Origin of the sequence: Paeniclostridium hominis, from assembly GCF_014306135.1 — a bacterium.
In the GTDB taxonomy this organism is placed as follows: domain Bacteria; phylum Bacillota; class Clostridia; order Peptostreptococcales; family Peptostreptococcaceae; genus Paraclostridium; species Paraclostridium hominis.
Genome location: NZ_JACRWD010000001.1, coordinates 116,513 through 141,430, shown reverse-complemented (window position 1 = coordinate 141,430; position 24,918 = coordinate 116,513). Strand labels below are relative to the sequence as shown.

Genomic DNA, 24,918 nt, shown 5'->3' with positions numbered 1-24,918 from the left:
TTAATTATTAATTAGTGAGTAAGGAAATTAAAATAAAAAGCAGTTTAGGAATTTTCCCAAACTGCTTTTTATTAATTTTTATAATCGTATTTATATGTATTTGTATTTTTATTCATAAAATCTAAGTAGCTTTCTTTAGTAAATTTAGGCTTAAAGTTTTTTATAATATCTTGTGCGATTTTAGCATCATCTGCTAATAAGTCTATTAAAGTCATGGCCATAGCTTTTGCTGGTATTATATAAGCTAATTCTTCATCACTTATATAATAATCTTTAGTATGTAAGCTTCCACTTACCCCTCCTATCCAAGGATGAATACATGGTATTATTTGAGATATATCTCCAAAATCAGTTGACCCAGATGACTTTATAACATCTATTATAGATTCATCACTTCCACCAACTAATTCCATGTAATTTTTCTTAAATACCAAGTCCATACTATTATCAGAATCTAGTGGAAGATATCCAATAGTGTCCTCTATTATAACCTCTCCACCTAAAGCCATTGCTGCTGCATGAAGTGATCTATTTACTTTTTCATTTGCATCCATCATAGATTCTACATTTGCCGCTCTTACCATAGCTTCAATTGTAATCTTTGATGGAACAACATTAACTATATCTCCACCATGATTTATTACTGTACTTACTCTAACTCTATCTTCATCTTTAAAAGTTTCTCTTTGAGCATTTATATTGTTAGCAGCTAAACTTGCCATATTTAAAGCATTTATACCTTCATGAGGTGCTATACCTGCATGAGATGCTCTTCCTATGAAGGTTGCATGCTTACTTATAAATCCATTAGTATAAGATTTTATTACACAGTTTTTATTTTCTTCAAAGTTTAATGCATGAAACATCATTGCCATATCCACATCATCTAATGTTCCTCTGTATAATAATTCTTGTTTACCACCAACATACTTTATCTCATTTTTATCTTGTAAGCTTTTTCTAAACTCTAAGTCTATACATTCTTCAGATGGAACTGCCATAAAATCTATCTTACCATCTAAATGCTTTAGCACTCCTGAATTTATAATTCCTAATGCACATCCTAGCATACCAGCTACTTGTATATTATGTCCGCAACAATGAATATTACCTATTTCATTTGCATCTTTATGATCTGGACAAACTACCGAGTCTAGCTCTCCCATTACTGCTATTTTCGGTCCATCTTTATCCTTATTTAAAGATGTCATACATCCTGTAACTGCTATATTTTCAACTACCTCAACACCTAAACTTTTTAAAAAATCTGAAGCAGTTTTAGTAGATTTTACTTCTTTGTACCCAAGCTCTGGAGTTTCGTATATACTTCTTCCAGCCTCAATTATTCTATCTTTGTTTTTATCTATTTCTTCCAAAACCAATCTTTTAAGTTCTTTTATATCCATTTTATCCACCTTACTTTATAAAGCCATTATGTTATAAACTATTTTAGTAGCATCATATAATTCATCTATATTTACATACTCGTTTACTGTATGTACATCATACATTCCTAAACTTATTATCGCACTTTGATATCCTAAGTTAGCCATTATATTAGCATCACTTCCTCCACCTATTACCATAGGCTTTGGCTCTATTCCAACCTTTTTAGTAGCTTCCTCAACTAATTTAAATACTTTACTTTCTAAACTTAATTCAAAACTTGGATATGCATTTGTATGCTCAAAATCACAAGTTGTATTCATATTTTTCGCTGCTTCTTCACAACAAATTTTCATATGATTTATTTCTTCTTCTAATCTTTTTGTTATATGACTTCTTATTTCAGCAGTGAAACTAACTTTATCCGTTACTATATTAGTAGCTCCTCCACCTTCTATTCTGCCTATATTAGAAGTAGTCATTTCATCTATTCTTCCTATGTGCATATTACTTATTGCATTAGAAGCTGCTACTATTGCATTTATCCCTTTTTCTGGCTCTATACCAGCATGTGCTTTTTTACCATAAAAAGTTACTTTTATATTTTCTTGTGCTGGTGCTTTATAAGCTATTACTCCAGTAGCTCCACCAGCATCTAAAATTACTACATCTTTACAAGGAAGATTTTCAGGATTAAAGTTTTTAGCACCTAACATTCCTGCTTCTTCACATACAGTAAATAATAAGTATATATCCCTATGAGGTATTTTATCTTCCATTATACATTCTAATGCTTCTAATATAGCAGCTATTCCTGCTTTGTCATCTGCTCCTAGTGTTGTTGTTTTATCCGTTTCTATTATATTCTCCCTGATAACTGGATTTACTCCAAGGCATGGTGCTACTTGATCCATATGTGCTGCAAAGCATATTGGATTTTCACTATCTTGTCCTTTTATATAAGCTATTACATTTCCTGAATTACCACCAAATTTATCTCCCGCATCATCCATCTTAACCTCTATACCTCTTTCAGTTAAGTAATTTACTAACCATTTAGCCATTTCTACTTCTTGGTTAGAAGGACTATCTACCTTTACCATATCTATAAAATTGTTTACTAATCTTTCTCTAGATAACATAATAATCTCCCCTTATATTTTTAATTTTCCTACCCTATAATAAGAGGGATGCCTCAGACACCCCTTGCTTACCTATGCTGCCTTTTGGCTTTCTTTAATTTCTTCTTTTTCGTTTATTTTCTTACCGATTAATATAGTTCCAAATACTGCAGTTAATATAACTAAATATGATGGACTTCCACTTCCTGGCATAAAATCAAATACCCCATTTTTTAATAAGAAGTTCATAGGTACTGCTATTAATGCTGCAACTGCTGCAAACTTAGGCTTCATTATAGCAAACTGTCCAAACACTGCTCCGAATAGTGCCGGTAATATTAAATCAAATGCTGCTGTTACTTGTGGAGGTAATACTGATAATATTGCTTGTCCAAATACAACCCCAATTGATAATATAACTATATTTACTATTATAGAAACCGCTATACCTATTGTAGATATTACTGAACCTTTTTCCGTTCCTGGTTCAACATCTGCTGCTTCTTGAGCTACCATTGCACATGGAACTCTCATGTTTGAAGTATTTCCTGATATAAATGTCATATATGTACCTGGTATTCCAAGTATCGGGAAGTATGCTATAGGCTCAACCACATAAAAAGCTCCACTAACACTTATTTGTGATATTGTCCCAGCTATTATAGCTGCTATTGGAGGCATATATCCAAATATTCCTGACACAACTAATACTGGTGCAAAACATAATATAATTCCTAATAATAAAGTACCTTTACCCCATTTAGTTATACTTGGTATGTATTTTTTTGAATAATAATTGTTATTGCTCATATATTTGTCCTCCTTATATTACGTTTATTAATACTGTTCCTATTATCATTCCAGAAAACATTGATATTGATAAAGCCCACTCTTTTATCCATTGTATGTTTTTATCTTTTGCAATCTTAGATAATCCCATCATAACAACACAACCAATTATTGTAGCAACTGCTGCTGGTGATGTGAAAGTTACTGAACCTTCTCCTGTTATGAAGTTTCCTGATGCTAAGTAAGCAAATGCTCCAAGCATTGCACAAGCTGATATTATTGGAACTAATTTTTCATTACCACTTGATAATAAATGATTAACTTTGTCCATTTTATCAGTGAATAATAAAGTGAATATTAACCAACCTAAAGAACCTAAAACCATTACCCATATAGCACAAGCAAATACCATTGGGTCCATTCCAGCTCCAAGCTTTGCACCCATAGCTTCTGCTCCAAATCCCGCTGCCATAAGTTCATAGTTAACCGAACCTATAAATGAAAGTCTCATCCAAGACATAGGTCCACCCATTGAAACTAATAAAGATATCATACCAACTAATATAACTATCGATGGTCCTATTGATGATATTGCACTACTTTTTATAGCTGCTTTAACTTGAGTATCTTTTATTCCCATTTCTTTTGCAGCTACTACTGATTTTCTAAAAAATACTATGGATTGAATCACAACAACCATTACAGCTAACCCTGCAGCTATCCACATAAAAGGATGATTTGCCATTTTTAAATAATCTGCTTCAAATACACTTCTTAAATTATCCATCATAATTCCTCCTTTGTTTTAAAAACGTTTTCTTGTCATTTTTTATTTTTTGACAAGTCCATAATATGTCCTTAATTGGATAATATAATATTTGTAGAATATTGTCAATATAAATAAAAAAACTTTTTCCTATATTTTTTTAATTATTTAGAAATTTCATTTACTTTTAATATATATCAAACTATGTTATTAATATTTAAATTAGAAAAATAAAAAATGCCTAAAATTTACTTTTAGGCACTTTTATTTAAAACAATATTTCTATTAAATTTTTAGGTCTACCTGCACCTTTACTACTTTCTTTGGCATGTACCTTTCCTAATTTTGCTGAAGTTATTTTTTGTAAAATTCTTCTTGCACTTCTATCACTTATATCTAAGTATCCTGCTAATTCTTTCGAATCGTAAATTTTACTTCCCCTAACTTCACTTATACCAATAATTTTAGAAATAGTTTCACAACTTAAGCCAGTTTGATTTGATATTTCTAAAATGCTTTTATCATTAGGTATAATACAATAACTAATTTCATTATCCATTCCTAATGGTCCTGTAAGATTTTCATCTTCATCAATTGAGTATATGTAAAATTCTTTTGAATCTATTCCTCTTTCTAATGCTTTTGTCGCATTTATTTCTGCTTTAAAAGCAGTAGCTCCAAATCCAATTCCTATATTTAAATCAAATCCTAATGCTTTAATTTCCTTTTGTAATTTTAATAATTTCTCATAGTTACTATTTTTATTTACAGATCCTTTATTACTAAATATAATATACTCATTACGCCCAAATGGAAATACTGCTCCATTTATACTTCTAACATAAGAGATTATATATTTATCTATATCTGTTTTCTTTATCATATTTGAATAATAATTTTCTATATTATTACTATAATTTCCAAAATTAAATATTTCTACTGCTATTTGAGAAGACTCAGCTTTACTAATAGCATGTTTACTCATAACTTCATCATATGATGCTTTAACTAGTGACCTTGTTGGTCTAAGCAATACAATTGGATAACCTTTTTCTTTAATTTGATTATATATATTCATAAATCCTGTAATCATTATATTGATTTTGCCACTTTTATATAAATTAATATGCCAATCTAAATAATTATCTTCATTTATATTTGTTGAAAACGGCAAACAAAACATTTCAGTATTCTTTATCTCAAATTCATCTATTATATTTTCTACCATTTCATCTTCAACTACATCTATACTAAACTTATCTATTTCCATATTTAAATTACGTATATCCCAAAATGCTTTAAGAATGCTTGTATCACTTCTTTGAACAAATGAATGAGGCTTTTTTATTTCATGATTTTTTATTATTTCTTCATAAACTCCACATCCTGTTAATATAATCCCATCACACTCATGCTCACACTTTTCTATTAAATCTACCGATTCTATTATCTTCTCTTTTGTATATAATCTTGTCTCTAAACTACTATCTATGTTTTTTAAATGTTTTTCTATTCTTACAGCTGAGTCTAGTGGTCCAAGAATTCCTATTATCATATAATTCCTCCCACATTATCTATATTTTAAAATTATTTTATACTTATACATATTATACTATTTTAAGACAATAATACAATTTATTATTTATTAAATAAAAAAAAGGAGCTTATGCCCCTTTTAATACTTTACTTAATTTTAACTATATATATTAAACAGCTGCATTAGCTTCTCTATTTAACATTAATAGTAATTCAGATAAATCATGTATTTCATAAGTTGCTTTTATATCTTTACACTCTTTATTTAAAATATTAAACCATACACAATCAATTCCAAAATTATTAGCACCCTTAATGTCAGATGCTAAACTATCACCTATCATCAATGTCTCATCTTTTTTCATAAAATCATACTTATTAAAAATCATCTCAAAGAACTTTGAATTAGGTTTTTCAACTCCCATTTCTTCAGAAATGAATACATCATCAAATAAATTCATTAATTTTGAATCTTTAAGTCTTTGTTTTTGTGTTTGTCCTATTCCATTAGTTCCTGCAAATATTTTATACCCTCTATTTCTTAGCTCTATTAAAGTTTCCATGGCTTTTGGAATTGTTTTATGACCTTTAGTTAAACAATTTTGATATTCATTTTCTATTATTTCACCTTCAATATTATATCCATATAAGGCGAAGAATTCTTCAAATCTTTTAGTTAAAGCTTCTTCCTTTTTTATACAACCTTGTTCTATTTGACTCCAAAATTTCCTATTAATAGTCTTATATTGATTAATTGATTTTTCATCAAATGGAATATTGTATTTTTTAAAGATAAATTCTAAAGAATTTCTTTCATTATCTTGAAAGTCTAATAAAGTATCATCTAAATCGAATATTAAATTTTTATACTGTCTCATGCGTTCACCTCTACCTATTATAATACTCTATTCATTTTTTATAATATGTTATTTTTTTAATCTATTTTTATATTATAACATAGGTATCTTTTTAAATAAAAAGAAGTGCTAACTTTAGTCAGCACTTTTTAATAATAATTATTATCTCTAACTTCTACATGCATAACTTTATCTAAATCTGTACCTACACAACACATTTTTATAAATCCGCATCCAGGTCTTTCCCCTACAAAAGTGGTACAAAAACATCCATCTCCAAAACTAATAGCAGGGCTAAATCCAATATTACCTAATCTATGATCCGATAATTCAAATTCAACAATAGGGTTTTTGATAGGTTTTCCATCACAATCTATCAAAACTCCAAGTATAATTTGTTTACATCCACAAGCTACATCTATTTTATATGGAAACATAAACTTCAAATGAACATGCTTAGGCCCTGGTGGCTTACAATCAGATTGTTTCTTTTTATGTTTATGCTTATGTTTCTTGCCTCTACAGTTGTCATCTTCTACGAATTCTTCACCACATAAATCTATTTTTTCTAGTATAAATTTATGTAGCTCTTCTTCATTAGTAATATGTTTATCATCTATAATGAAGTTTAAATTACTCATAATACTTCCCACCTTATAATATTTTATAGTAGTATATATTATGTCTATGTTATTAAAGTTGTTCTTAATAAAACAAAAAGGTAGTAATCTTAACCTAAGATTACTACCTTTTTTCCTGTTATCCAACCTTTTTTAAACTTTGAACTTCATCTTTTAACCAATTCTTACCTTCTACCAATCTTGCTACTAACATAGAACTTACTGTATTTCCTGTAGTATTAAGTACTGTATTTGGTATATCAGTTATTGTAGTTATTACTGTTAATAAAGGTATCGCTTCAACAGGGAATCCGAAAATGCTTACCACGAGCATCTCACCTATAAGTCAGCCGCCTGCTACTGGAGCCATAAATACTCCAACTACAAGAACTGTCACTAATAAACTTAATAGTGTTTCTGGGTTACCCATATTTCCACCCATTATTCCAGTTAAGAATGCAACCTTAACTATAACAGCTAATACAGATCCATCTTTATGTATGTTAATACCAAGAGGTATAACTGTTTCAGCTATATCATCTGGCACCCCTATTTTTTTACTTGCTTCTAAGTTAGAAGGTATACAAGCAGAACTTGAAGATGTTGCAAGTGCCGTTGCTATTGGACTTATTGAATTTTTATAAAAACTCTTAACTCCTTTTTTACCCCCTGATAAATATGCATATAATGTATAGCATATAACAAAGTATAATACTGCTATTACAGAATAAGTAATAAACACCCTTATATATCCTGTAATTATTTCTTGTCCTAGTTCACCTATAATAGATGCCGTATAGCATCCTAATCCTATAGGTCCTAGTTTCATTATTATGTTAACTATATTTAAAACTACATTAGTTCCTTCATTTAGTATTTTTCTTATACTATCTGCTTTTTCCCCTAAAACTGAAACTGAAGTTCCTACTAATACTGCAAATATTACAAGTTGAAGTAAGTTGCTACTTGAGAATAATTCACTAAAATCAGAAACTGTAATTGAATTTACAACCTGATTTAACAAACTTCCTTTTGATGCTAGCTTCTCCTGGTCTGGTGCTACCATCATTTCCTTTACTGAACTTATATCAATTCCTTTTGCTGGATCAAATATTATAGACCCCACAATTCCTACTACCGCCATAACTAGCGTAGTTAATGTAAATACTACTACTACATTTTTCATGATCTTACCAAATCTATTCATACTCTTTACGTTTGCAACCCCAGATGCAACGCTAAAGAATACAAGTGGTACTACGATCATCATAATTAAATTGATGAATAAATCTCCAAATGGTTTAATAACTGTTGCCTTTGGCCCTAATACTAATCCAATTATAGCACCCAATATGGTACATCCTAGTAAAATAAATGAAGACTTATACGTTTTAAAAAATTCCCTCATTCCTAAAACCCTTTCCTAGATGTTTTAATTTTCTTGTGGCCACGAAATACATTGTATTTAAATTTTTTATCATCGTCAATAAATTTTATTAAGTATAGTTTTTTATAATATTTAAATATTTTATTATAGTTTTTTTCTATATTTTCTAGTTAATGACAATTTTCATAAAATTCATTTTGTTAAAATTTTATTATTTAGTATTTCTTATGGCTTAAATATCAGTAAATAACCCCGGTTTTTAGGTAAAAATAAAAACTCCTAGATAATCTAGGAGTTTTTATCTATTTATTTTCCTTTAAAGAAATCTTCTATTTTTTGCCCAAAAGTTTTCTTTTTTTCGTGAACTTCATCACCACAAGACTCAGCAAATTGTTTTAATATATCTTTTTGCTTTTCATTTAATTTCTTAGGAACTTCAACTACTACTTTAACATATTGATCTCCTCTAGAGTTTCCTCTCATTTTTGGTATACCTTTTTCTCTTAATCTAAATACAGTTCCTGTTTGAGTTCCTGATGGTACAGTATACATTACCTTTCCATCTAATGTAGGTACTTCTATTTCATCTCCAAGTGCAGCTTGGACAAATGTTATAGGTAATTCAAAGTAAACATCATATCCATCTCTAGTAAATAATTGATGTGATTTTACATTAACTACAATGTATAAGTCTCCTCTTGGTCCACCTTTAGAACCTAAGTCACCTTGACCACTTAATTTTATTATTTGTCCATCATCTATACCTGCTGGTATATCTACTTCTATAGTTTTAGTTTTTCTAACTTTACCAGAGCCTGAACACTTAGGACATGGAGATTCTAAAATTTCCCCTTCTCCGTTACATGTAGAACATGTTCTTGTACTCATTATATTACCAAATGGAGTTCTTTGAGCAGTTCTAACTTCTCCTGTACCATTACATGTAGGACAAGTTTTTTTGCCAGTTCCATTTTTAGATCCACTTCCGTGACACTCACTACATTCTTCTGTTCTGTTTATTTTTACAGATTTTTTAACTCCAAATGCAGCTTCTTCAAATGTTATAGTAACAGATTGTTTTATATCAGCTCCACGCTCAGGACCTTTTCTTCTAGGTCTTCCTCCGCCGAAGCCTCCACCAAACATGTCACCGAATATATCTCCAAATATATCTTCGAATCCTCCAGCTCCTCCGCCGAAGCCTCCAAATCCTCCTTGGCCACCAAATCCTCCGTTTACACCTTCGTGTCCAAATTGGTCATAGTTAGCTCTTTTTGTTTCATCTGATAATACTTCATATGCTTCATTTATTTCTTTAAACTTTGCTTCTGCTTCTTTATCATCCGGGTTTCTATCTGGATGATACTTCATCGCAAGTTTTCTGTATGCTTTTTTTAACGCCTGTGCATCAGCGCCTTTATCAACGCCTAACACCTCATAATAGTCTCTTTTAGCCACTCTTGCCACCACCTTTAATTACAGAACAATAGCTTGTAGACGTCTACAAGCTATTATTAATTTTATATATTTATTATATACAAGTAACTCTGTTTTTTAAATACTATTTTTGATCATCTACTTCTCTAAAATCAGCATCTACTACATTGTCATCTTGTTTAGTTTCTTCTTGAGCTCCACCTTGAGCTTGCTCTTGTTGAGCTTGTTGATACATTTGCTCAGCTATTTTGTGGAATTTGTTGTTTAATTCTTCTAAAGCTTTGTTTAATTCTTCAGCTGTAACATCTTCTTTAGCTTTTAATTCTTTTAATTTAGCTATTTCAGCTTCAACTTCAGATTTAGCAGCAGCATCTACTTTATCTCCAGCTTCATTTAAAGTTTTTTCCATTTGATATATAGTAGCTTCAGTTTGGTTTACAGCTTCTATTTTTTCTTTCTTTTGTTTGTCAGCTTCAGCGTTCATTTCAGCTTCTTTAACTTTTTGTTGTATTTCTTCTTCACTTAAGTTAGTTCCTGAAGTTATAGTAACTTTTTGTTCTTTTCCAGTTCCTAAATCTTTAGCTGTAACGTGAACTATACCGTTAGCATCTATATCAAATGTAACTTCTATTTGAGGTATTCCTCTTGGAGCTGGTGGTATATCAGTTAATTGGAATCTACCTAAAGTAGTGTTGTCATAAGACATACTTCTTTCACCTTGAAGTACATGTATATCAACAGCAGTTTGGTTATCTGCAGCAGTTGAGAATACTTGTGATTTCTTAGTTGGTATAGTAGTATTTCTTTCTATTATCTTAGTCATTACATTACCCATAGTTTCGATACCTAATGATAATGGAGTAACATCAAGAAGTAATAAGTCTTTAACATCTCCAGCTAAAACTCCACCTTGTATAGCAGCACCTGCAGCAACACATTCATCTGGGTTTATACCTTTATGAGGTTCTTTTCCTATGAATTTCTTAACAGCTTCTTGAACAGCTGGTATTCTTGTAGAACCACCAACTAATAATACATCATCTATATCAGAAGTTGAAAGTCCAGCATCTTGTAATGCTCTTCTTGTTGGTTCCATAGTTTTTTCTACTAAGTGAGCAGTTAATTCATCAAATTTAGCTCTTGATAAATCTATGTTAAGGTGTTTTGGTCCTTCAGCAGTAGCAGTTATAAACGGTAAGTTTATGTTAGTACTCATTGTTGAAGATAACTCTTTTTTAGCTTTCTCAGCAGCTTCTTTTAATCTTTGAAGAGCCATTTTGTCGTTTCTTAAATCTACACCTTCAGCTTTTTTGAATTCTTCAGCTAAGTAATCTATTATAACTTGGTCAAAGTCATCTCCACCTAATCTGTTGTTACCAGCAGTAGCTAAAACTTCGAATGTTCCATCTCCGATTTCTAGAACAGATACGTCAAATGTACCTCCACCTAAGTCAAATACTAATATTTTCTTTTCTTGATCTAATTTATCCATACCGTAAGCAAGTGCAGCAGCAGTTGGCTCGTTTATTATTCTCTTAACATCAAGTCCTGCTATTCTACCTGCATCTTTAGTTGCTTGTCTTTGAGCATCTGTAAAGTATGCTGGAACTGTTATAACAGCTTCAGTTACAGGTTGCCCTAAGTAGCTTTCAGCATCAGCTTTTAATTTTTGTAATGTTATAGCTGATATTTCTTGTGGACTATAATCTTTTCCATCTATATTAACTTTATAATCAGTTCCCATGTGAGTTTTTATTGATATTATTGTTCTATCAGCATTAGTAACTGCTTGTCTTTTTGCAGGTTCTCCTACTATTCTTTCACCATCTTTAGTGAATGCAACTACTGACGGAGTAGTTCTCATTCCTTCTGAGTTTGGTATTATTTGAGGTTCTCCACCTTCTAAAACTGCAACACAAGAGTTTGTTGTTCCTAAGTCAATTCCTATTATTTTTCCCATTTTAATATCCTCCTTGAATTCTTCTATATAATATTGATATTAATTCAATCTTAATTGTTTATTTATTAGCAAGATACTTTAACCATTGCAGGTCTTAGTACTTTTGTATTTAATTTATACCCTTTTTGTAAAACCATAACCACTTTATTAGCTTCAGTGCCTTCTACGGGTTCTTGCATAACTGCTAAGTGTAGGTTTGGATCAAATTCTTGACCTTCAGCTTCTATTTCTTCTAGTCCGAATTTTTCAAATGTAGCTTTTAATTGTTTTTGAACCATGTCAATTCCCTTATACATGCTATCTTCTTTATCAGTACAAGCATCCATAGCTCTTTCCATATTATCCATAACTGGTATTAACTCATTTAAGATTTTTTCATTAGCAAATATGCCCATAGTTTCTTTCTCTTGTTGAGTTCTTCTTCTATAGTTAGCATATTCAGCTTGAAGTCTTTGAAGAGTATCAGTTAATTCTTCTACCTTTTTGTCTTTTTCATCAGCTTCCGAAGTTTCTTTAGCTTCTGTAGCTTCTTCTATTGCTTCTTCAATAGTTTCTTCAACTTCCTCTGAAGCATTTTCCTTTACTTCTTCTTGTAATTCTTCTTGCATATCTTTTTCCAAAACTTACACCCCTAACTATTTTTTGTTTAGTAGTAGTCCCATATAATTAAGTATTGAGTATACTTTTGCATAATCCATTCTAGTTGGACCAATCAAACTAATCTTTCCTACTACATTTTTATCTATATTGTAAGTTGCAGTTATAATACTACAATCTTGAGCTACCTTACATTCATTATCGCTTCCGATAATTATATTTAGATTTTCTTTTTGAATTCCTCTTGATTTTAACATACTAGATATATTTTCTTTTTCTTCTAGCATAGTTAAAAATGTTTTTGCTCTAACTACATCACTAAACTCTGGGAAATTAAATATATTAGTTGCTCCACTTAAAGAAATTGATGTATCATTTTCTTCAAAACCAAAGTTTAATGAATCTATAAGCTTATCTATAACTAAAGAGTTTTCTGTAATCTCGTATTTTATGTAGTTTAAAAACTCGTCGTCTATCTCAGTTATATTTTTACCTGAAAGCTTTCTAGTAAGATTATCAGAAATTAAATTAAGCTTAGCTTGATCAATAGGCACATTAGTTGAAAGATTTGTATTTTTAATTTCGCCTTTTTCAGTAACTACTATTAAAACTATACTTTTTTCATCTAATCCAACTAACTGTATATGTTTTATATTTTGTAAACTTGATACATTTTTAGTAACAGCTATAGTTGTATAATTAGTTAACTTTGATATCAACTTAGATGTTTCATGTATTAAATCATTCATATAGTTTATATTTTTATTTATTGATTCTTTTATTAATTTTTTTTCAACATTATCTAATTCATGTTCTTTCATAAGAGAATCAACATAAAGCTTATATCCTTTTTCTGAAGGAATTCTCCCTGAGGAGGTATGAGGTTGAATTAAATATCCTAATTCTTCTAAGTCAGCCATTTCATTTCTTATAGTGGCTGCGCTTATTCCTAACTCATACTTTTTAGAAAGAGTTCTAGATCCTACAGCTTCTGCAGTTTCTATATAATCTTTAACTATAGCTTTAAGGATATTTAGTTTTCTTTCATTTAGTTCCACCATAATCCTAAGCCTCCTCTTTTGTTAGCACTCATTTAGTTGGAGTGCTAAAAGATTATATATATTTTATAACACTTTAAATTTTCTTTGTCAACAGTTTTTAATTAATTTATAAATTCTATAAATACACTGTTTGAAATTTCTCTTCCTTTTTGAGTCAAAGACAAATTAAATTTGTCTAATTTTATAAGTTCACGCTCTAATAATTTGTCTAAAACATCTTTATATAATTCATAAAAATCAATCTTAAATCTTTCCTTAAATACTTCTAGATTTATACCTTTATTCATTCTAAGCCCCATGAAAATAAATTCTTCTATTTTATCTTTCTCACTTAATTTATTTTCTTCACTTATAGGTTTTATATTTTGATTAATTTTATTATTATATTCATTTAAATCTTCTATATTAGAGTATCTTACGTCATTTATATACCCTGAAGCTCCAGGTCCTAACCCTAAATAGTTGTCACATGTCCAATATATTACATTATGCTTACACTCTTTTCCTTTTTTTGCATAATTAGATATTTCATATTGATTGTATCCATGCTTTTTTAATGTATTTATAGTATATTCATACATATCTATATCTGTATCCTCATCTAAAAGGTTAAATTCATTATTTTCATACATATCATAAAGTTTAGTTCCTTCTTCTAATATAAGAGAATATGCTGATATATGTGATGGATTTAACTTTATAATTTTATCTAATGTTTCTTTCCATTCATATTCTTTTTGATTTGGAAGAGCATACATTAAATCTACATTTATATTAGTTAATCCTACATCTATAGCATCATAATAGTTTTTCTCAAATTCCTCATATGTATGTATTCTTCCTATAGATTTTAAATGATAATTTTGAGTAGCTTGAAGACCTATACTTAATCTATTTATCCCCATTTCTTTCATAGCTTTTAATTTTTCTTTATTTATAGTTCCTGGATTGCATTCAACAGTTATTTCTGCATCTTTTTTTATATTAAAATTCTCAAACATATAATTAACAAGTTTTCTTAATTCATCAATTTTTAATATACTTGGAGTTCCCCCTCCAAAAAATACAGTATCAAAGTACTTGTCCTTAAATTCCTCTTTATAAAATTTCATCTCTTTTTCTATATTTATTAAATAATCTTCTTTTTCATTACTTTTAATTTTATATGAATTAAAATCACAATAATAACATTTTTGTGCACAAAATGGCACATGTATATATAGTCCTAACATAATATCTCCTTTATTAAATATAATTATATATATTATACATCATTATATAAAGTATTCTAATCTTATAAACATATAATACTTTTTTATATAATAAAAAAAGAGATAGTATTAATACTATCTCTTTATATGTAATTAATTATTAGTTTTTCTTTTTCATTATTGAATATACAGGTAATCCTATAGCTGTAACTATTAATCCACCTGCTGCTATTAAAGTATTGTTCATTAATTGGTTAACTATAACGAATAATCCTCCTGCTATAGCTATTAATGGTATTATTGGGTATAAAGGTACTTTGTAAGGTCTTTCTAAGTTTGGTTGATCTTTTCTTAACTTCATTACACCTATAAAAGTTAATACATAAAATACCCATATTATAAATATTGTTAAGTCAGTTAATAAGTTGAACTGTCCAGATAAAGCATATAAACAAGCAAGTATTGCCATTAAGAAAGTAGCATTTGCTGGAACTCCACCTTTATTTAACTTAGATAAAGATTTGCTTCCTGGTAATGTACCTTCGCAAGCTAAAGCATAAGATATTCTAGGTCCAGTTAATAAGTATCCATTTAGTCCACCAAATACTGATATTAATATACCAGCAGTAACTAACTTACCACCTATTGGTCCAAACATCTTTTCTGCAACTAAAGCTGCAGGAGCACTAACTTGTGCCATTTCATTAGCTGGTACAACCCATAAGTATGCTAAGTTTATTATTACATAAACTGCCATAACTATTGATAATCCACCAACTATAGCTTTAGGTAAATCTTTACCTGGATTTTTCATTTCTCCAGCTATAGCTCCAACGTTTATCCATCCATCATATGCAAATAACGCTGCTATTAATACTTGTCCTAAAACAGTTCCTACTGATAAGTTTTGTGCTACTAATGGAGTAGTTATTGAGTTATCACCAGATCCATTTATAAATCCAAATATCATTATAACACCTAATGGTATTAACTTACATATAGTGGCAACAGTTTGTATTGTTCCACCTAATTTTGAACCTACTGTATTTAATACAGCTAAAAATAATATAATTCCTAATGCTATTGGTAAAACAACTGACATGTTGTTTTCATTTTGTCCTATTATAGTTGCTGCTTGTTGAGCAAATATTACACCTAGTGCCGCAGCTGTTGCTGGGAAGAATAATACCGTTTGCATCCACCCTGTTAAAAATCCTAATCTTTCTCCATATATCTCTTGGATATAAATCATCATCCCACCAGTTTTTGGTATTGCTGCTGAAACCTCTGCCGCTGTAAGTCCTGCTGCGATAGTTATGAAACCAGCAATAACCCATGCTAACATACCTAATCCTGGAGCTCCACCTGTTGCTTGATATATAGCTTGAGGTTTAAAGAATACACCTGCACCTATAACCATACCTACAACTGTAGAAAGCGCTGCTGAAAGACCTAAAGTTTTTTGAAGTCCTTTGTTACTCATCGTTTTCCTCCTTATATTTTGATTTATTAAAATGTCCAATTTGAATATTACTACATTTCATTATAAATAACAATAGATTTCGACACTTTTATTTATTTTTTTGTCTATTATTTACAATTACTCCTTATTTAATTATTTATGATAACATTTCTCTAATTATTTATTAAATTTTCATTCTGTTTTGTATAAATATTTTTAATTTTTAAGCTTGTGTGTAACTTCAAATCTGTAAATAATAAAATTTATCAATTTAAATTTAATACAATAAAAAAAGATGCTTATTTAAGCATCTTTTTTTATTAACTATCTAATTTTAATACAGACATAAATGCCTTTTGAGGAACTTCAACAGATCCTATTTGTCTCATACGTTTCTTACCTTCTTTTTGTTTTTCAAGAAGTTTCTTCTTACGAGATATATCTCCACCGTAACACTTAGCAAGTACGTCTTTTCTAAGTGCACTTATAGTTTCTCTAGCAACTACCTTATTACCAACTGCTGCTTGTATAGGTACAGCAAATTGATGTCTTGGTATCTCACCTTTTAATTTTTCACACATAGCCTTACCTCTTGGATAAGCTCTACTTTCATGAACTATAAAGCTAAGTGCATCAACTTGTTCTTTATTTATCAATATATCTAGTTTTACAAGCTTAGAAGGAACATATCCTTTTAACTCATAATCTAATGATCCATATCCTCTTGTTCTAGACTTTAGGGCATCAAAGAAATCATAAACAACCTCATTAAGTGGAAGGTCATAGTGAAGCATAACTCTCTTTTCATCTATATATTCCATATTTATCATGTCCCCACGTCTTTCTTGACAAAGTTCCATGACAGTACCGACATAATCTTTAGGAACTATTATATCACCTTTTACCATAGGCTCTTCTATCATATCTATTTCATCACGTTCTGGTAAGTTAGCAGGGTTTTGTACCATAACTACTTCTCCGTCAGTTTTTGTTACTCTGTATATAACAGATGGAGCTGTAGTTATTATGTTTAGGTCGAATTCTCTTTCTAATCTTTCTTGGATTATTTCCATATGTAATAATCCTAAGAATCCACATCTAAATCCAAATCCAAGTGCTGCTGAACTTTCAGCTTCAAACTCAAGAGCTGCATCGTTAACTTGAAGTTTTTCTAAAGCATCTCTTACGTTTTCGTACTTTTCACCTTCACCTGGATATATACCACAATAAACCATTGGAGTAGCTTTTTTGTATCCTGGCATCGGTTCATCAGTTGGGTTGTTAGCATCAGTTATTGTATCACCAACACTACAACTTCTTATATCTTTTATACTAGCTGCAATATAACCAACATCTCCAGCACTTAACTCATCTAATTCTCTTTGTCCTGGAGCCATAACACCAACTTCAGTTACTTCAAACTTTTTGTTAGTGTTCATCATCTTTATAGTCATGCCTTTTTTAACAGTACCTTCATATACTCTAACATAAGCTACAACACCTTTGTATGCATCATAGTATGAGTCAAATATTAAAGCTTTTAAAGGCGCATCTTTATCTCCTGTTGGAGCTGGTACATTATTTACTATATCTTCTAGTACATCTTCTATATTTAAACCACTTTTAGCTGATATAAGTGGAGCTTCACTTGCATCAAGTCCTATTATATCTTCTATTTCTGCTTTTATTTCATCCGGTCTTGCACTTGGTAAATCTATCTTATTTATAACTGGTAATATTTCTAAGTCTTGATCTAGTGCTAAGTAAACATTAGCTAAAGTTTGAGCTTCAACACCTTGTGCTGCATCAACTACAAGTAATGCTCCCTCACAAGCTGCCAAACTTCTTGAAACCTCATAGTTAAAGTCTACGTGACCTGGAGTATCTATTAAATTTAAGAAATACTCATTCCCGTCCTTAGCTTTATAAACTAATCTGATATTTTGAAGCTTTATAGTGATTCCTCTTTCTCTTTCAAGATCCATATTATCTAGTAACTGATCTTTCATTTCTCTTTCACTAACAAGCCCTGTATGCTGAATTAATCTATCTGCTAAGGTAGACTTACCATGGTCTATATGTGCTATTATACTAAAATTTCTCGTTCTACTTTGTTTGCTGTCCACCTTTTATTCCTCCTTTTTATTATTATCATAACTTTTATTTTATAATATATCCGTCATTATGTAAATATTGATACTACAATTTAAAGACTTACTTTCTAAAATAAATTAGGGCTATCAAAATGATAACCCTAATTTATTTTAAGTTATTAAGTTTACTTAACTTTCTTTCTATATCCTTTATAGTATCCATAACAGAATTTCCAAAATTATTTATAAAAACTTCTATATTATATTCTTTGACTTCACCTATCATAAGTGTTGCTTCTTTATCTATAAAAAATGCGCAAATACTTATTATAAAAGTCATTACTATTAAAAATATAAATCTATAAATAGCTTTTCTAGCTTTTTTCTTATTTTTTTCTTCTAATTTTCGCTCTACACGGCTCATAAAGTAAACCTACATACCTTTTTGTTTTAAAAATTCATCAATTATTTCTGCTATGTATTTAGTAGATGCTTTTGCTTCCTCTGTAGTATTCATTTGACCTCCTACTTCTATTAAAAGTGGATTGTCCGATTTGTGTTGGTTGTATCTTGCATTTCCAGTTCCCTTTGTTACTACAGGTCTTGTTATTCCAGGGTACTTACTTTCAGCAAATGCAGTTATTTCCTCAGCTAACTTTAAGTTTTTAGAATAGTTAGGGCTTTTTTTCCCTACAACAAATAAAAATTTAGCTACATTTTCTCCATTTATGTTGGCTGTGCATGCATCTTTGAATTTTTTCTCATCTTCTTTCGTTTTTAAAGTTCTTCCATCTCTATGCAAATCTATTATCATATCTATACTACTATATTTAGTTTGCATAGTTTCTATAGTTTTTAAACTTCTTCCATATGCACCTACAAACTGAGGAATATCATGATATGTAGTATTGTGAACTACTGCTCTACCTCTTTTATTTAATTGTTGAGTAAGTGACGCTCCTATTTCTAAAGTAGAATTTGCTTTATCTTCTGAGTGGTAATTTCCTGCAGGATTATTTGCATAAGTTTCACCCCCATGAGTATGATATATAAGTATTTGTGGCTCATTTTTAGTTACTAATACATTGTCCACATATTTAGCACTTTCAGAAGATGCTTTATTCGAACTTTCTACAGTAGGTAAATTTTCTTCCCCAACATACATTTTTACAAATTCATCATCTTTTTTATCTGATTTATTCTCATTATTACTATCATCTTTAGCTTCTTTTTCATCTTTTGGCTGTTCTAATTTAGTTTCTGGATAGCTAGTATTCATAAGAAACTTTAAAAATTCATCATTTTCTAATGCATAAGACTTCTTTAAACATACTACACAAGCTATACAAGTTATAAGACTGAGACTTATAAGTCTTTTTGATACCATATTATCTCCTCCTTAATTTACAATTCTACCAGGATGCAACGACCTATTTAGACCTTCACTTATGATTATTGATAAATTTTCTATAGTATCATCTATATCTTTTGGTGTAACTATCAAGTTTTTATCATATGGTTCTAGCGAATCTTTTATAAGATGATACTTTTCATCTTCCTTTAAAGTCTTTAACATATTATAAAAACTCTCACTTTCTTTAGATTGGCTCATTAAATTGTCAATAGCAAGGTCTAATACATCACTAGTAAGTGTTGCTGCATCAACAACAGTTGGAACCCCTATAGCTATTACATCAACTCCTAGATATTCTTTATTTAATGCTTTTCTCTTATTTCCTACCCCTCCACCGGGAGAAATACCCGCTGTTGATATTTGTATTGTAGAGTTTACTCTTTCCATCTTCCTAGAAGCTAGTGCATCTATTGCTATAACTCTGTCTGGTTTTATCATATCTACTATCGATTTTACTATTTCACTAGTTTCAATCCCTGTAATACCCATAACTCCAGGGCTAAGACCTGCAACTTCTGTAAAATCATCATCATAATCTTTATTGTAATTTTTAAATATATGTCTAGTTACTAATGTTTTTGAAACTGCCTTAGGACCTAAGGCATCTGAAGTTATATTCCAGTTCCCAAGTCCGATGACCAAAGTTTTTTTACTTTTATCAGTTCCAAGTATGTCTATTAATTCATCTTTTAAATACTCTATAATCTGTTCTCTTGACTCATCATCATCATACTTCATTAATTTACTTTCTATAGTTGTATAAATTCCTATACCCTTATTCATAATATTAGCGCCTTCTTCATTTAAAACTTCTACTTTACTTACAATACAGTTATCTAATTCCTTTGTATCTATCTTAACTCCAGGTATATGACTAGCATCATTTCCTTGTTCATATATTTCTCTAGCTTCTAGCGCTAAATCAGTTCTTAAACTTATCATAAAACTTCCTCCAATTCAAAAGTTTAAATTAAATCATACTAAAGATTGTTAACAACTTTTATAATTTTATAACTTAATCAGATTAATTTAAAAATTTTTATAATAATTAATTTCTATGTTGTAAAATATTTTGATATAGGTTATAATCTAAAAAGTCAAATGGAAAGATATTTAAGAACTTACTAATAATTATCCTTGATTTTTAGATTTATTTCTGTTAAAATCTAATATGTTGACGATGAATAATATAAATTACTCACGAGGGGGTGAAACGGATGGCAAACATAAAATCAGCAAAGAAAAGAATAAAAGTTATCGAAAAGAAAACTGCTTTAAATAGAGCTAGAAAATCTCAAATAAAAACTGCAATAAGAAAGTTTGAAGAAGCTGTTACTGCAGGAAACAGAGAGGAAGCTGTTGCTAGATTCCAATACGCTCAAAAGAGAATATCTCAAATAGCTTCAAAAGGAACTATACACAAGAACGCTGCAGCTAGAAAAGTTGCTAAATTAGCTCAAAAGTTAAACGGAATGAACGCTTAATTATCCGTTCAGAATAGATATTGACCCTTGATTTTATCAAGGGTCTTTTCTTTTGCCATCATTTCCTCCTATTCTAAACTTTATTGTATAAAAATAAGGAATTGTTTAAGTTTCAGATTTACCAAGTAACCTAGCGAAGTGTGAATATAGAATTTAACCGACATTTGCAAGCATCTTTTTAGCTTGCATGGAGGAAAATTTTATATTCACATGTAGCGCTGATTACGCTATAAATCTATTTTAAACAATTCCTTACTGACAATACTTACTTACAAGTATCTCTACTGCAAGAGTATCTTTCATTAATCCATTTTTTATTTTAAAATCACTTTCTAATATATAGTTTAACATATCAACTACAATATCATCTGAAAATAATCTACCTTGCTTTAAAGCTTTCGAAATTACAAAAGGATGAGCTCCTAATTTTTCTGCAATAACTTTTGATGAATATCCTTGATTTTGAAGTTGTCTTGCTTGCATAACAAGTTTAAATTGTTTAGAAACCATAGCAAATATTCCAAGAACAGACTCACCTTCTAAAATCATATCTGTAACTATCTTCATAGCATGAGATGAATTTTTACTTCCTATCTCATCTATTAATTTAAATATATCATTTTCAACCTTCTTTTGAGATAACTTATCTATTATATATTTTGTTACATTATTGCCTTTACCTACAAATGATCCTATTTTATTAATTTCATTTTCTAAATCAGATAAAGTCTTTTCACTATTTTTATCTCTATATCCTTCTTGTTCTATAAAATACATTACTTCAGAATCATTAATAACTACTTCTCTTTTTTTAAATCTATTTTTAACCCATCTAAATAAGTCCATATCATTTAACTTATCGCAATGGTTTACTATACCAACTTTATTAATCTTTTTAACTAAACTCTTTCTCTTATCTACATCTCCGTATACTATAAAAACTATAACAGTTGTATTTGGTATTTTATCTAAATAGTCTATAATTTCAGCTTCATCACTATCTGAGAAATTCTTTTTCTTACCCTTTAATAATTCAAAGTCTTTTATTATTAATATTTTTTTCTCATCCATAAATGGAAGAGTCTCCGCATTACTTAAAACTTGATCTAATGTAAGCTCTTTTCCATCAAGGATATCCATATTAAAATCAATCATGCTTTCATTTAAACTTTTTTTACAAGTTTTAATTACATTTTCTAATAAATAAAATTCTCTTCCGTAGAAAAGATATACATTTTTAAATTCGTTGTTGTTCATGCTCTTGATGATATCCTTGTAATCCATTCTTTTGCTCCTTTATCGTCTTTTTTTCTTTATATATCATATATATTCCTACTAAAATATAGTAAATAATAACAATCAACTTGTTGCTTTTTTCAAATTCAATATAACTAAATTTTAGATTATATAAACTTTCTAAAATAATATTTATTTTATCTATTATGAAAGTATTTATTATAACCATAAACTTAGATAAAGTAAAACTCATAGGTAATATTATAACACTTATAATACTTATGTATATTATTATACTTAAAAATGGCACAACTACTACATTGCTAATTACAGAAACCAATGATATATTTTTAAAATGTAAATATACTATTGGTATAGTTAATATGTTAGCGGCTAAAGTAAGCGCTATTAATTTAAATTTAATCTTAGAATTTATATAACCATAGAAATATATTATAGACAATGTTGCTAAAAAAGACAATTGAAAACTTATATTATAAATTATATATGGGTTACTTACAACTAAAATTGTACCTATAAAAGATAAACTCGATATCCCATCTGTTCTTTCATGAATAAATATAGATAAGTAAGATATAACACTACAAACTATAGCTCTAATTATAGAAGGTGATTGTCCAACCATAATACTATATAACCATAATATAATAGTTATTATTAAAAGCTTATAAAACCTATTAACTTTTCCTAAACTATATCCTATAATTGTAATTAAAATACTAACATGAAGACCTGATAAAGCTAAGATGTGACTTACACCTGTTTTTGAAAACACTTCTTTAAGGCTTTCATCTAAATTTTCTTTTTCTCCTATTAATATTGAATTTATAAATTTGGATTTATCTTTATATAAATATTTAATTGACTTACTAATTTTATCTTTTACATTAAATAACTTCGAATAAAATAAGTTCTTTTTTACTATATTATAATACTTTATATCTATAGTCCCTTCATAACCTTGACTTTTTAAGTATCTTCCATAGTCAAAATCTTCAAATTTTAGATCTTTATAATTTTTAAATTTACCCGTAACTTTTACTACGCTTCCCGGATTTATATTTACTTTTTTAGAATAATCCTTTATAAGGTAATTATCTAATTTATATTGCGTGTATTTTTCTTTAATCACCTTTTCAGATATGAGTCCTTCTACAGTTATTAATTTATTTGTTTCATATTCATTTTTATTTTCTAAATTAGTAATAATTAAGCTTATAATTATTACTATAAAAAACACTAATAATAATGGCCTTCTCATGTATAACTCCTAAATATATATTTTCTAAATTATATACATTCAGATTTTTTTAAATCAAAAATAAAAAAATTATAGGATATAAATATTTATATCCTATAATTTTTACAATTACTTTGATGATGTAATAGTTATTTTTCCATCTATTATTTTTTTAGTTTGAGTATCAACATAATCTAATATATCTTTTGATACATTCTTTGATGTAGAAGGAGCTATTCCAACTGCTTTTTCTTTTAATCCATAAACTACTGATTTTCCACCTTCAAAATTGCCATCCTTAATCTTTGATATAATATCAAATACTCCTATATCCACTCTTTTCATAGCAGAAGTTATAACATTATCAGGTGCTAAACTATTTTGATCCATGTCTACACCTATAGCATATTTATTTCTTTCTTTAGCTGATTCTATAGCTCCTGTTCCAACTCCTCCAGCTGCAGAAAATATAACCTCGACTCCTTTTGAATACATTTGATTTGCTATTGATTTACCTAAACTTGCATCGTCAAATGAATTTGCATACTGTGATATACATTCAGCATCAGGCTTTCCTTCTTTTACCCCTTTTATAAACCCTTCTTCAAATCTTGTTATATTAGGTATTTTCATTCCACCTATAAATCCAATTTTATTAGATTCACTCATTTTAGATGCTATTAACCCTACTAAGTATGCTGCTTCTCTTTCATCAAAAGTCATACATATCATATTTTTAGGAATTTCTTGCCCTTCCTCTTCATAATTATGATCTACTATAACAAACTTTTTATCTGGGTAAAGTTTAGCTGCATTTAACATAGAGTTTGCTGTCGTATATCCAACACCTACTATTAAATCAGCATCTTCATCTATAAAAGTTTCTATATTTGGCACATAGTCAGAGTCTTGATTTGATTCTAAATATGTACCCTTTATTTTTAATTCCTTTTTTGCTTTTTCTAACCCTTCTAAAGCAGATTGATTAAAACTTTGATCATTAGCTCCTCCTTCTCCTAATACAACACCTACAGAAAATTTACTATCTTTACTTTCTGTATTACTTTTTTTATCTTCTTCTTCTTTACTGCATCCAACTGCACTTATAGATAATACTGTGATCATAAACACTGTTAGATACTTTCTTAAATTCCTCATATACCCCTCCTTAAATCATTTGACTTCAAGATTATTTTAGCAGCTGTCTTTACAGTTGTAAATACGCAGATGTATTTACGTT

The 24,918-nt window shown here is 29.2% G+C and carries 21 protein-coding genes and 1 pseudogene; 1 reads left to right on the top strand and 21 read right to left on the bottom strand.

Annotated features, from left to right (window positions below; genetic code table 11):
• Window positions 1–71: 71 nt before the first annotated feature.
• From H8891_RS00655 to gpr, 18 genes and pseudogenes are all read right to left on the bottom strand, one after another.
• Window positions 72–1,406: an amidohydrolase gene (locus H8891_RS00655; RefSeq protein ID WP_187004781.1), complete on the bottom strand. Its 1,335-nt coding sequence runs from the start codon at window positions 1,404–1,406 to the stop codon at window positions 72–74.
• 15 nt (window positions 1,407–1,421) lie between these two features.
• A complete protein-coding gene (locus H8891_RS00650; RefSeq protein WP_187004780.1) occupies window positions 1,422–2,528 on the bottom strand; it encodes a M20/M25/M40 family metallo-hydrolase in 1,107 nt (368 codons plus the stop codon).
• 72 nt (window positions 2,529–2,600) lie between these two features.
• Window positions 2,601–3,317, bottom strand: coding sequence for a hypothetical protein (locus tag H8891_RS00645; RefSeq protein WP_147546327.1), 717 nt, complete (start codon window positions 3,315–3,317; stop codon window positions 2,601–2,603).
• A gap of 13 nt (window positions 3,318–3,330) precedes the next feature.
• A complete protein-coding gene (locus H8891_RS00640; RefSeq protein ID WP_243196515.1) occupies window positions 3,331–4,083 on the bottom strand; it encodes a DUF5058 family protein in 753 nt (250 codons plus the stop codon).
• Window positions 4,084–4,330: 247 nt separating this feature from the next.
• The gene (locus H8891_RS00635) at window positions 4,331–5,617 is read right to left on the bottom strand and encodes a transcriptional regulator (protein WP_187004779.1); all 1,287 of its coding nucleotides are present in this window, start codon (window positions 5,615–5,617) and stop codon (window positions 4,331–4,333) included.
• A 151-nt stretch (window positions 5,618–5,768) separates the two neighbouring features.
• Entirely contained in the window at window positions 5,769–6,476 is a 708-nt protein-coding gene (locus H8891_RS00630; RefSeq protein ID WP_187004778.1) for a YjjG family noncanonical pyrimidine nucleotidase, read from the bottom strand.
• A 128-nt stretch (window positions 6,477–6,604) separates the two neighbouring features.
• Window positions 6,605–7,096 carry a hypothetical protein gene (locus H8891_RS00625; RefSeq protein WP_187004777.1) on the bottom strand — a complete coding sequence of 164 codons (492 nt, stop codon included), beginning with the start codon at window positions 7,094–7,096 and terminating at the stop codon, window positions 6,605–6,607.
• A 118-nt stretch (window positions 7,097–7,214) separates the two neighbouring features.
• Window positions 7,215–8,483: pseudogene (locus H8891_RS00615) on the bottom strand (dicarboxylate/amino acid:cation symporter).
• A gap of 285 nt (window positions 8,484–8,768) precedes the next feature.
• The gene (gene dnaJ / locus H8891_RS00610; protein WP_147546313.1) at window positions 8,769–9,920 is read right to left on the bottom strand and encodes a molecular chaperone DnaJ; all 1,152 of its coding nucleotides are present in this window, start codon (window positions 9,918–9,920) and stop codon (window positions 8,769–8,771) included.
• A gap of 103 nt (window positions 9,921–10,023) precedes the next feature.
• Window positions 10,024–11,859 (bottom strand): molecular chaperone DnaK, encoded by a 1,836-nt coding sequence (gene dnaK, locus H8891_RS00605; RefSeq protein ID WP_147546312.1) that lies wholly within the window; start codon window positions 11,857–11,859, stop codon window positions 10,024–10,026.
• A 65-nt stretch (window positions 11,860–11,924) separates the two neighbouring features.
• A complete protein-coding gene (gene grpE / locus H8891_RS00600) occupies window positions 11,925–12,479 on the bottom strand; it encodes a nucleotide exchange factor GrpE (RefSeq protein WP_330594187.1) in 555 nt (184 codons plus the stop codon).
• 15 nt (window positions 12,480–12,494) lie between these two features.
• Entirely contained in the window at window positions 12,495–13,514 is a 1,020-nt protein-coding gene (hrcA, locus tag H8891_RS00595) for a heat-inducible transcriptional repressor HrcA (protein ID WP_187005925.1), read from the bottom strand.
• Window positions 13,515–13,618: 104 nt separating this feature from the next.
• Window positions 13,619–14,749 (bottom strand): radical SAM family heme chaperone HemW, encoded by a 1,131-nt coding sequence (gene hemW, locus H8891_RS00590; protein WP_187004774.1) that lies wholly within the window; start codon window positions 14,747–14,749, stop codon window positions 13,619–13,621.
• Window positions 14,750–14,888: 139 nt separating this feature from the next.
• Window positions 14,889–16,211, bottom strand: a complete 1,323-nt coding sequence (locus tag H8891_RS00585; RefSeq protein WP_187004773.1) for an APC family permease — start codon at window positions 16,209–16,211, stop codon at window positions 14,889–14,891.
• A gap of 299 nt (window positions 16,212–16,510) precedes the next feature.
• Window positions 16,511–18,316 (bottom strand): translation elongation factor 4, encoded by a 1,806-nt coding sequence (gene lepA, locus H8891_RS00580; protein WP_147546305.1) that lies wholly within the window; start codon window positions 18,314–18,316, stop codon window positions 16,511–16,513.
• A 133-nt stretch (window positions 18,317–18,449) separates the two neighbouring features.
• The gene (locus H8891_RS00575) at window positions 18,450–18,707 is read right to left on the bottom strand and encodes a hypothetical protein (protein ID WP_187004772.1); all 258 of its coding nucleotides are present in this window, start codon (window positions 18,705–18,707) and stop codon (window positions 18,450–18,452) included.
• Window positions 18,708–18,716: 9 nt separating this feature from the next.
• Window positions 18,717–19,670 carry a stage II sporulation protein P gene (gene spoIIP, locus H8891_RS00570; RefSeq protein ID WP_187004771.1) on the bottom strand — a complete coding sequence of 318 codons (954 nt, stop codon included), beginning with the start codon at window positions 19,668–19,670 and terminating at the stop codon, window positions 18,717–18,719.
• 12 nt (window positions 19,671–19,682) lie between these two features.
• Window positions 19,683–20,639, bottom strand: coding sequence for a GPR endopeptidase (gene gpr / locus H8891_RS00565; RefSeq protein WP_187004770.1), 957 nt, complete (start codon window positions 20,637–20,639; stop codon window positions 19,683–19,685).
• Window positions 20,640–20,914: 275 nt separating this feature from the next.
• Between gpr and rpsT the strand changes: the two genes are divergently transcribed.
• A complete protein-coding gene (gene rpsT / locus H8891_RS00560) occupies window positions 20,915–21,181 on the top strand; it encodes a 30S ribosomal protein S20 (protein WP_147546297.1) in 267 nt (88 codons plus the stop codon).
• 252 nt (window positions 21,182–21,433) lie between these two features.
• On the opposite strand, the gene holA is transcribed toward rpsT, so the two are convergent.
• The 3 genes from holA to H8891_RS00545 form a co-directional block, all read right to left on the bottom strand.
• Window positions 21,434–22,465, bottom strand: coding sequence for a DNA polymerase III subunit delta (gene holA, locus H8891_RS00555; RefSeq protein WP_187004769.1), 1,032 nt, complete (start codon window positions 22,463–22,465; stop codon window positions 21,434–21,436).
• Window positions 22,419–23,699, bottom strand: coding sequence for a ComEC/Rec2 family competence protein (locus H8891_RS00550; protein WP_207723184.1), 1,281 nt, complete (start codon window positions 23,697–23,699; stop codon window positions 22,419–22,421). Before H8891_RS00550 ends, holA begins: the two co-directional genes overlap by 47 nt.
• A gap of 108 nt (window positions 23,700–23,807) precedes the next feature.
• Window positions 23,808–24,836 (bottom strand): BMP family lipoprotein, encoded by a 1,029-nt coding sequence (locus tag H8891_RS00545; RefSeq protein ID WP_187004768.1) that lies wholly within the window; start codon window positions 24,834–24,836, stop codon window positions 23,808–23,810.
• Between the last annotated feature and the right edge of the window lie 82 nt (window positions 24,837–24,918).

What these genes read in the sequence shown, in the direction of transcription:
- rpsT (WP_147546297.1), top strand. Translation starts at nt 20,915, where the DNA reads ATGGCAAACATAAAATCAGCAAAGAAAAGAATAAAAGTTATCGAAAAG.
- H8891_RS00630 (WP_187004778.1), bottom strand. Translation starts at nt 6,476, where the DNA reads ATGAGACAGTATAAAAATTTAATATTCGATTTAGATGATACTTTATTA.
- holA (WP_187004769.1), bottom strand. Translation starts at nt 22,465, where the DNA reads ATGGATTACAAGGATATCATCAAGAGCATGAACAACAACGAATTTAAA.
- H8891_RS00575 (WP_187004772.1), bottom strand. Translation starts at nt 18,707, where the DNA reads ATGAGCCGTGTAGAGCGAAAATTAGAAGAAAAAAATAAGAAAAAAGCT.
- H8891_RS00650 (WP_187004780.1), bottom strand. Translation starts at nt 2,528, where the DNA reads ATGTTATCTAGAGAAAGATTAGTAAACAATTTTATAGATATGGTAAAG.
- H8891_RS00585 (WP_187004773.1), bottom strand. Translation starts at nt 16,211, where the DNA reads ATGAGTAACAAAGGACTTCAAAAAACTTTAGGTCTTTCAGCAGCGCTT.
- hemW (WP_187004774.1), bottom strand. Translation starts at nt 14,749, where the DNA reads ATGTTAGGACTATATATACATGTGCCATTTTGTGCACAAAAATGTTAT.
- H8891_RS00545 (WP_187004768.1), bottom strand. Translation starts at nt 24,836, where the DNA reads ATGAGGAATTTAAGAAAGTATCTAACAGTGTTTATGATCACAGTATTA.
- H8891_RS00625 (WP_187004777.1), bottom strand. Translation starts at nt 7,096, where the DNA reads ATGAGTAATTTAAACTTCATTATAGATGATAAACATATTACTAATGAA.
- dnaK (WP_147546312.1), bottom strand. Translation starts at nt 11,859, where the DNA reads ATGGGAAAAATAATAGGAATTGACTTAGGAACAACAAACTCTTGTGTT.
- H8891_RS00640 (WP_243196515.1), bottom strand. Translation starts at nt 4,083, where the DNA reads ATGGATAATTTAAGAAGTGTATTTGAAGCAGATTATTTAAAAATGGCA.
- H8891_RS00655 (WP_187004781.1), bottom strand. Translation starts at nt 1,406, where the DNA reads ATGGATATAAAAGAACTTAAAAGATTGGTTTTGGAAGAAATAGATAAA.
- H8891_RS00635 (WP_187004779.1), bottom strand. Translation starts at nt 5,617, where the DNA reads ATGATAATAGGAATTCTTGGACCACTAGACTCAGCTGTAAGAATAGAA.
- H8891_RS00550 (WP_207723184.1), bottom strand. Translation starts at nt 23,699, where the DNA reads ATGAGAAGGCCATTATTATTAGTGTTTTTTATAGTAATAATTATAAGC.
- spoIIP (WP_187004771.1), bottom strand. Translation starts at nt 19,670, where the DNA reads ATGGTATCAAAAAGACTTATAAGTCTCAGTCTTATAACTTGTATAGCT.
- H8891_RS00645 (WP_147546327.1), bottom strand. Translation starts at nt 3,317, where the DNA reads ATGAGCAATAACAATTATTATTCAAAAAAATACATACCAAGTATAACT.
- gpr (WP_187004770.1), bottom strand. Translation starts at nt 20,639, where the DNA reads ATGATAAGTTTAAGAACTGATTTAGCGCTAGAAGCTAGAGAAATATAT.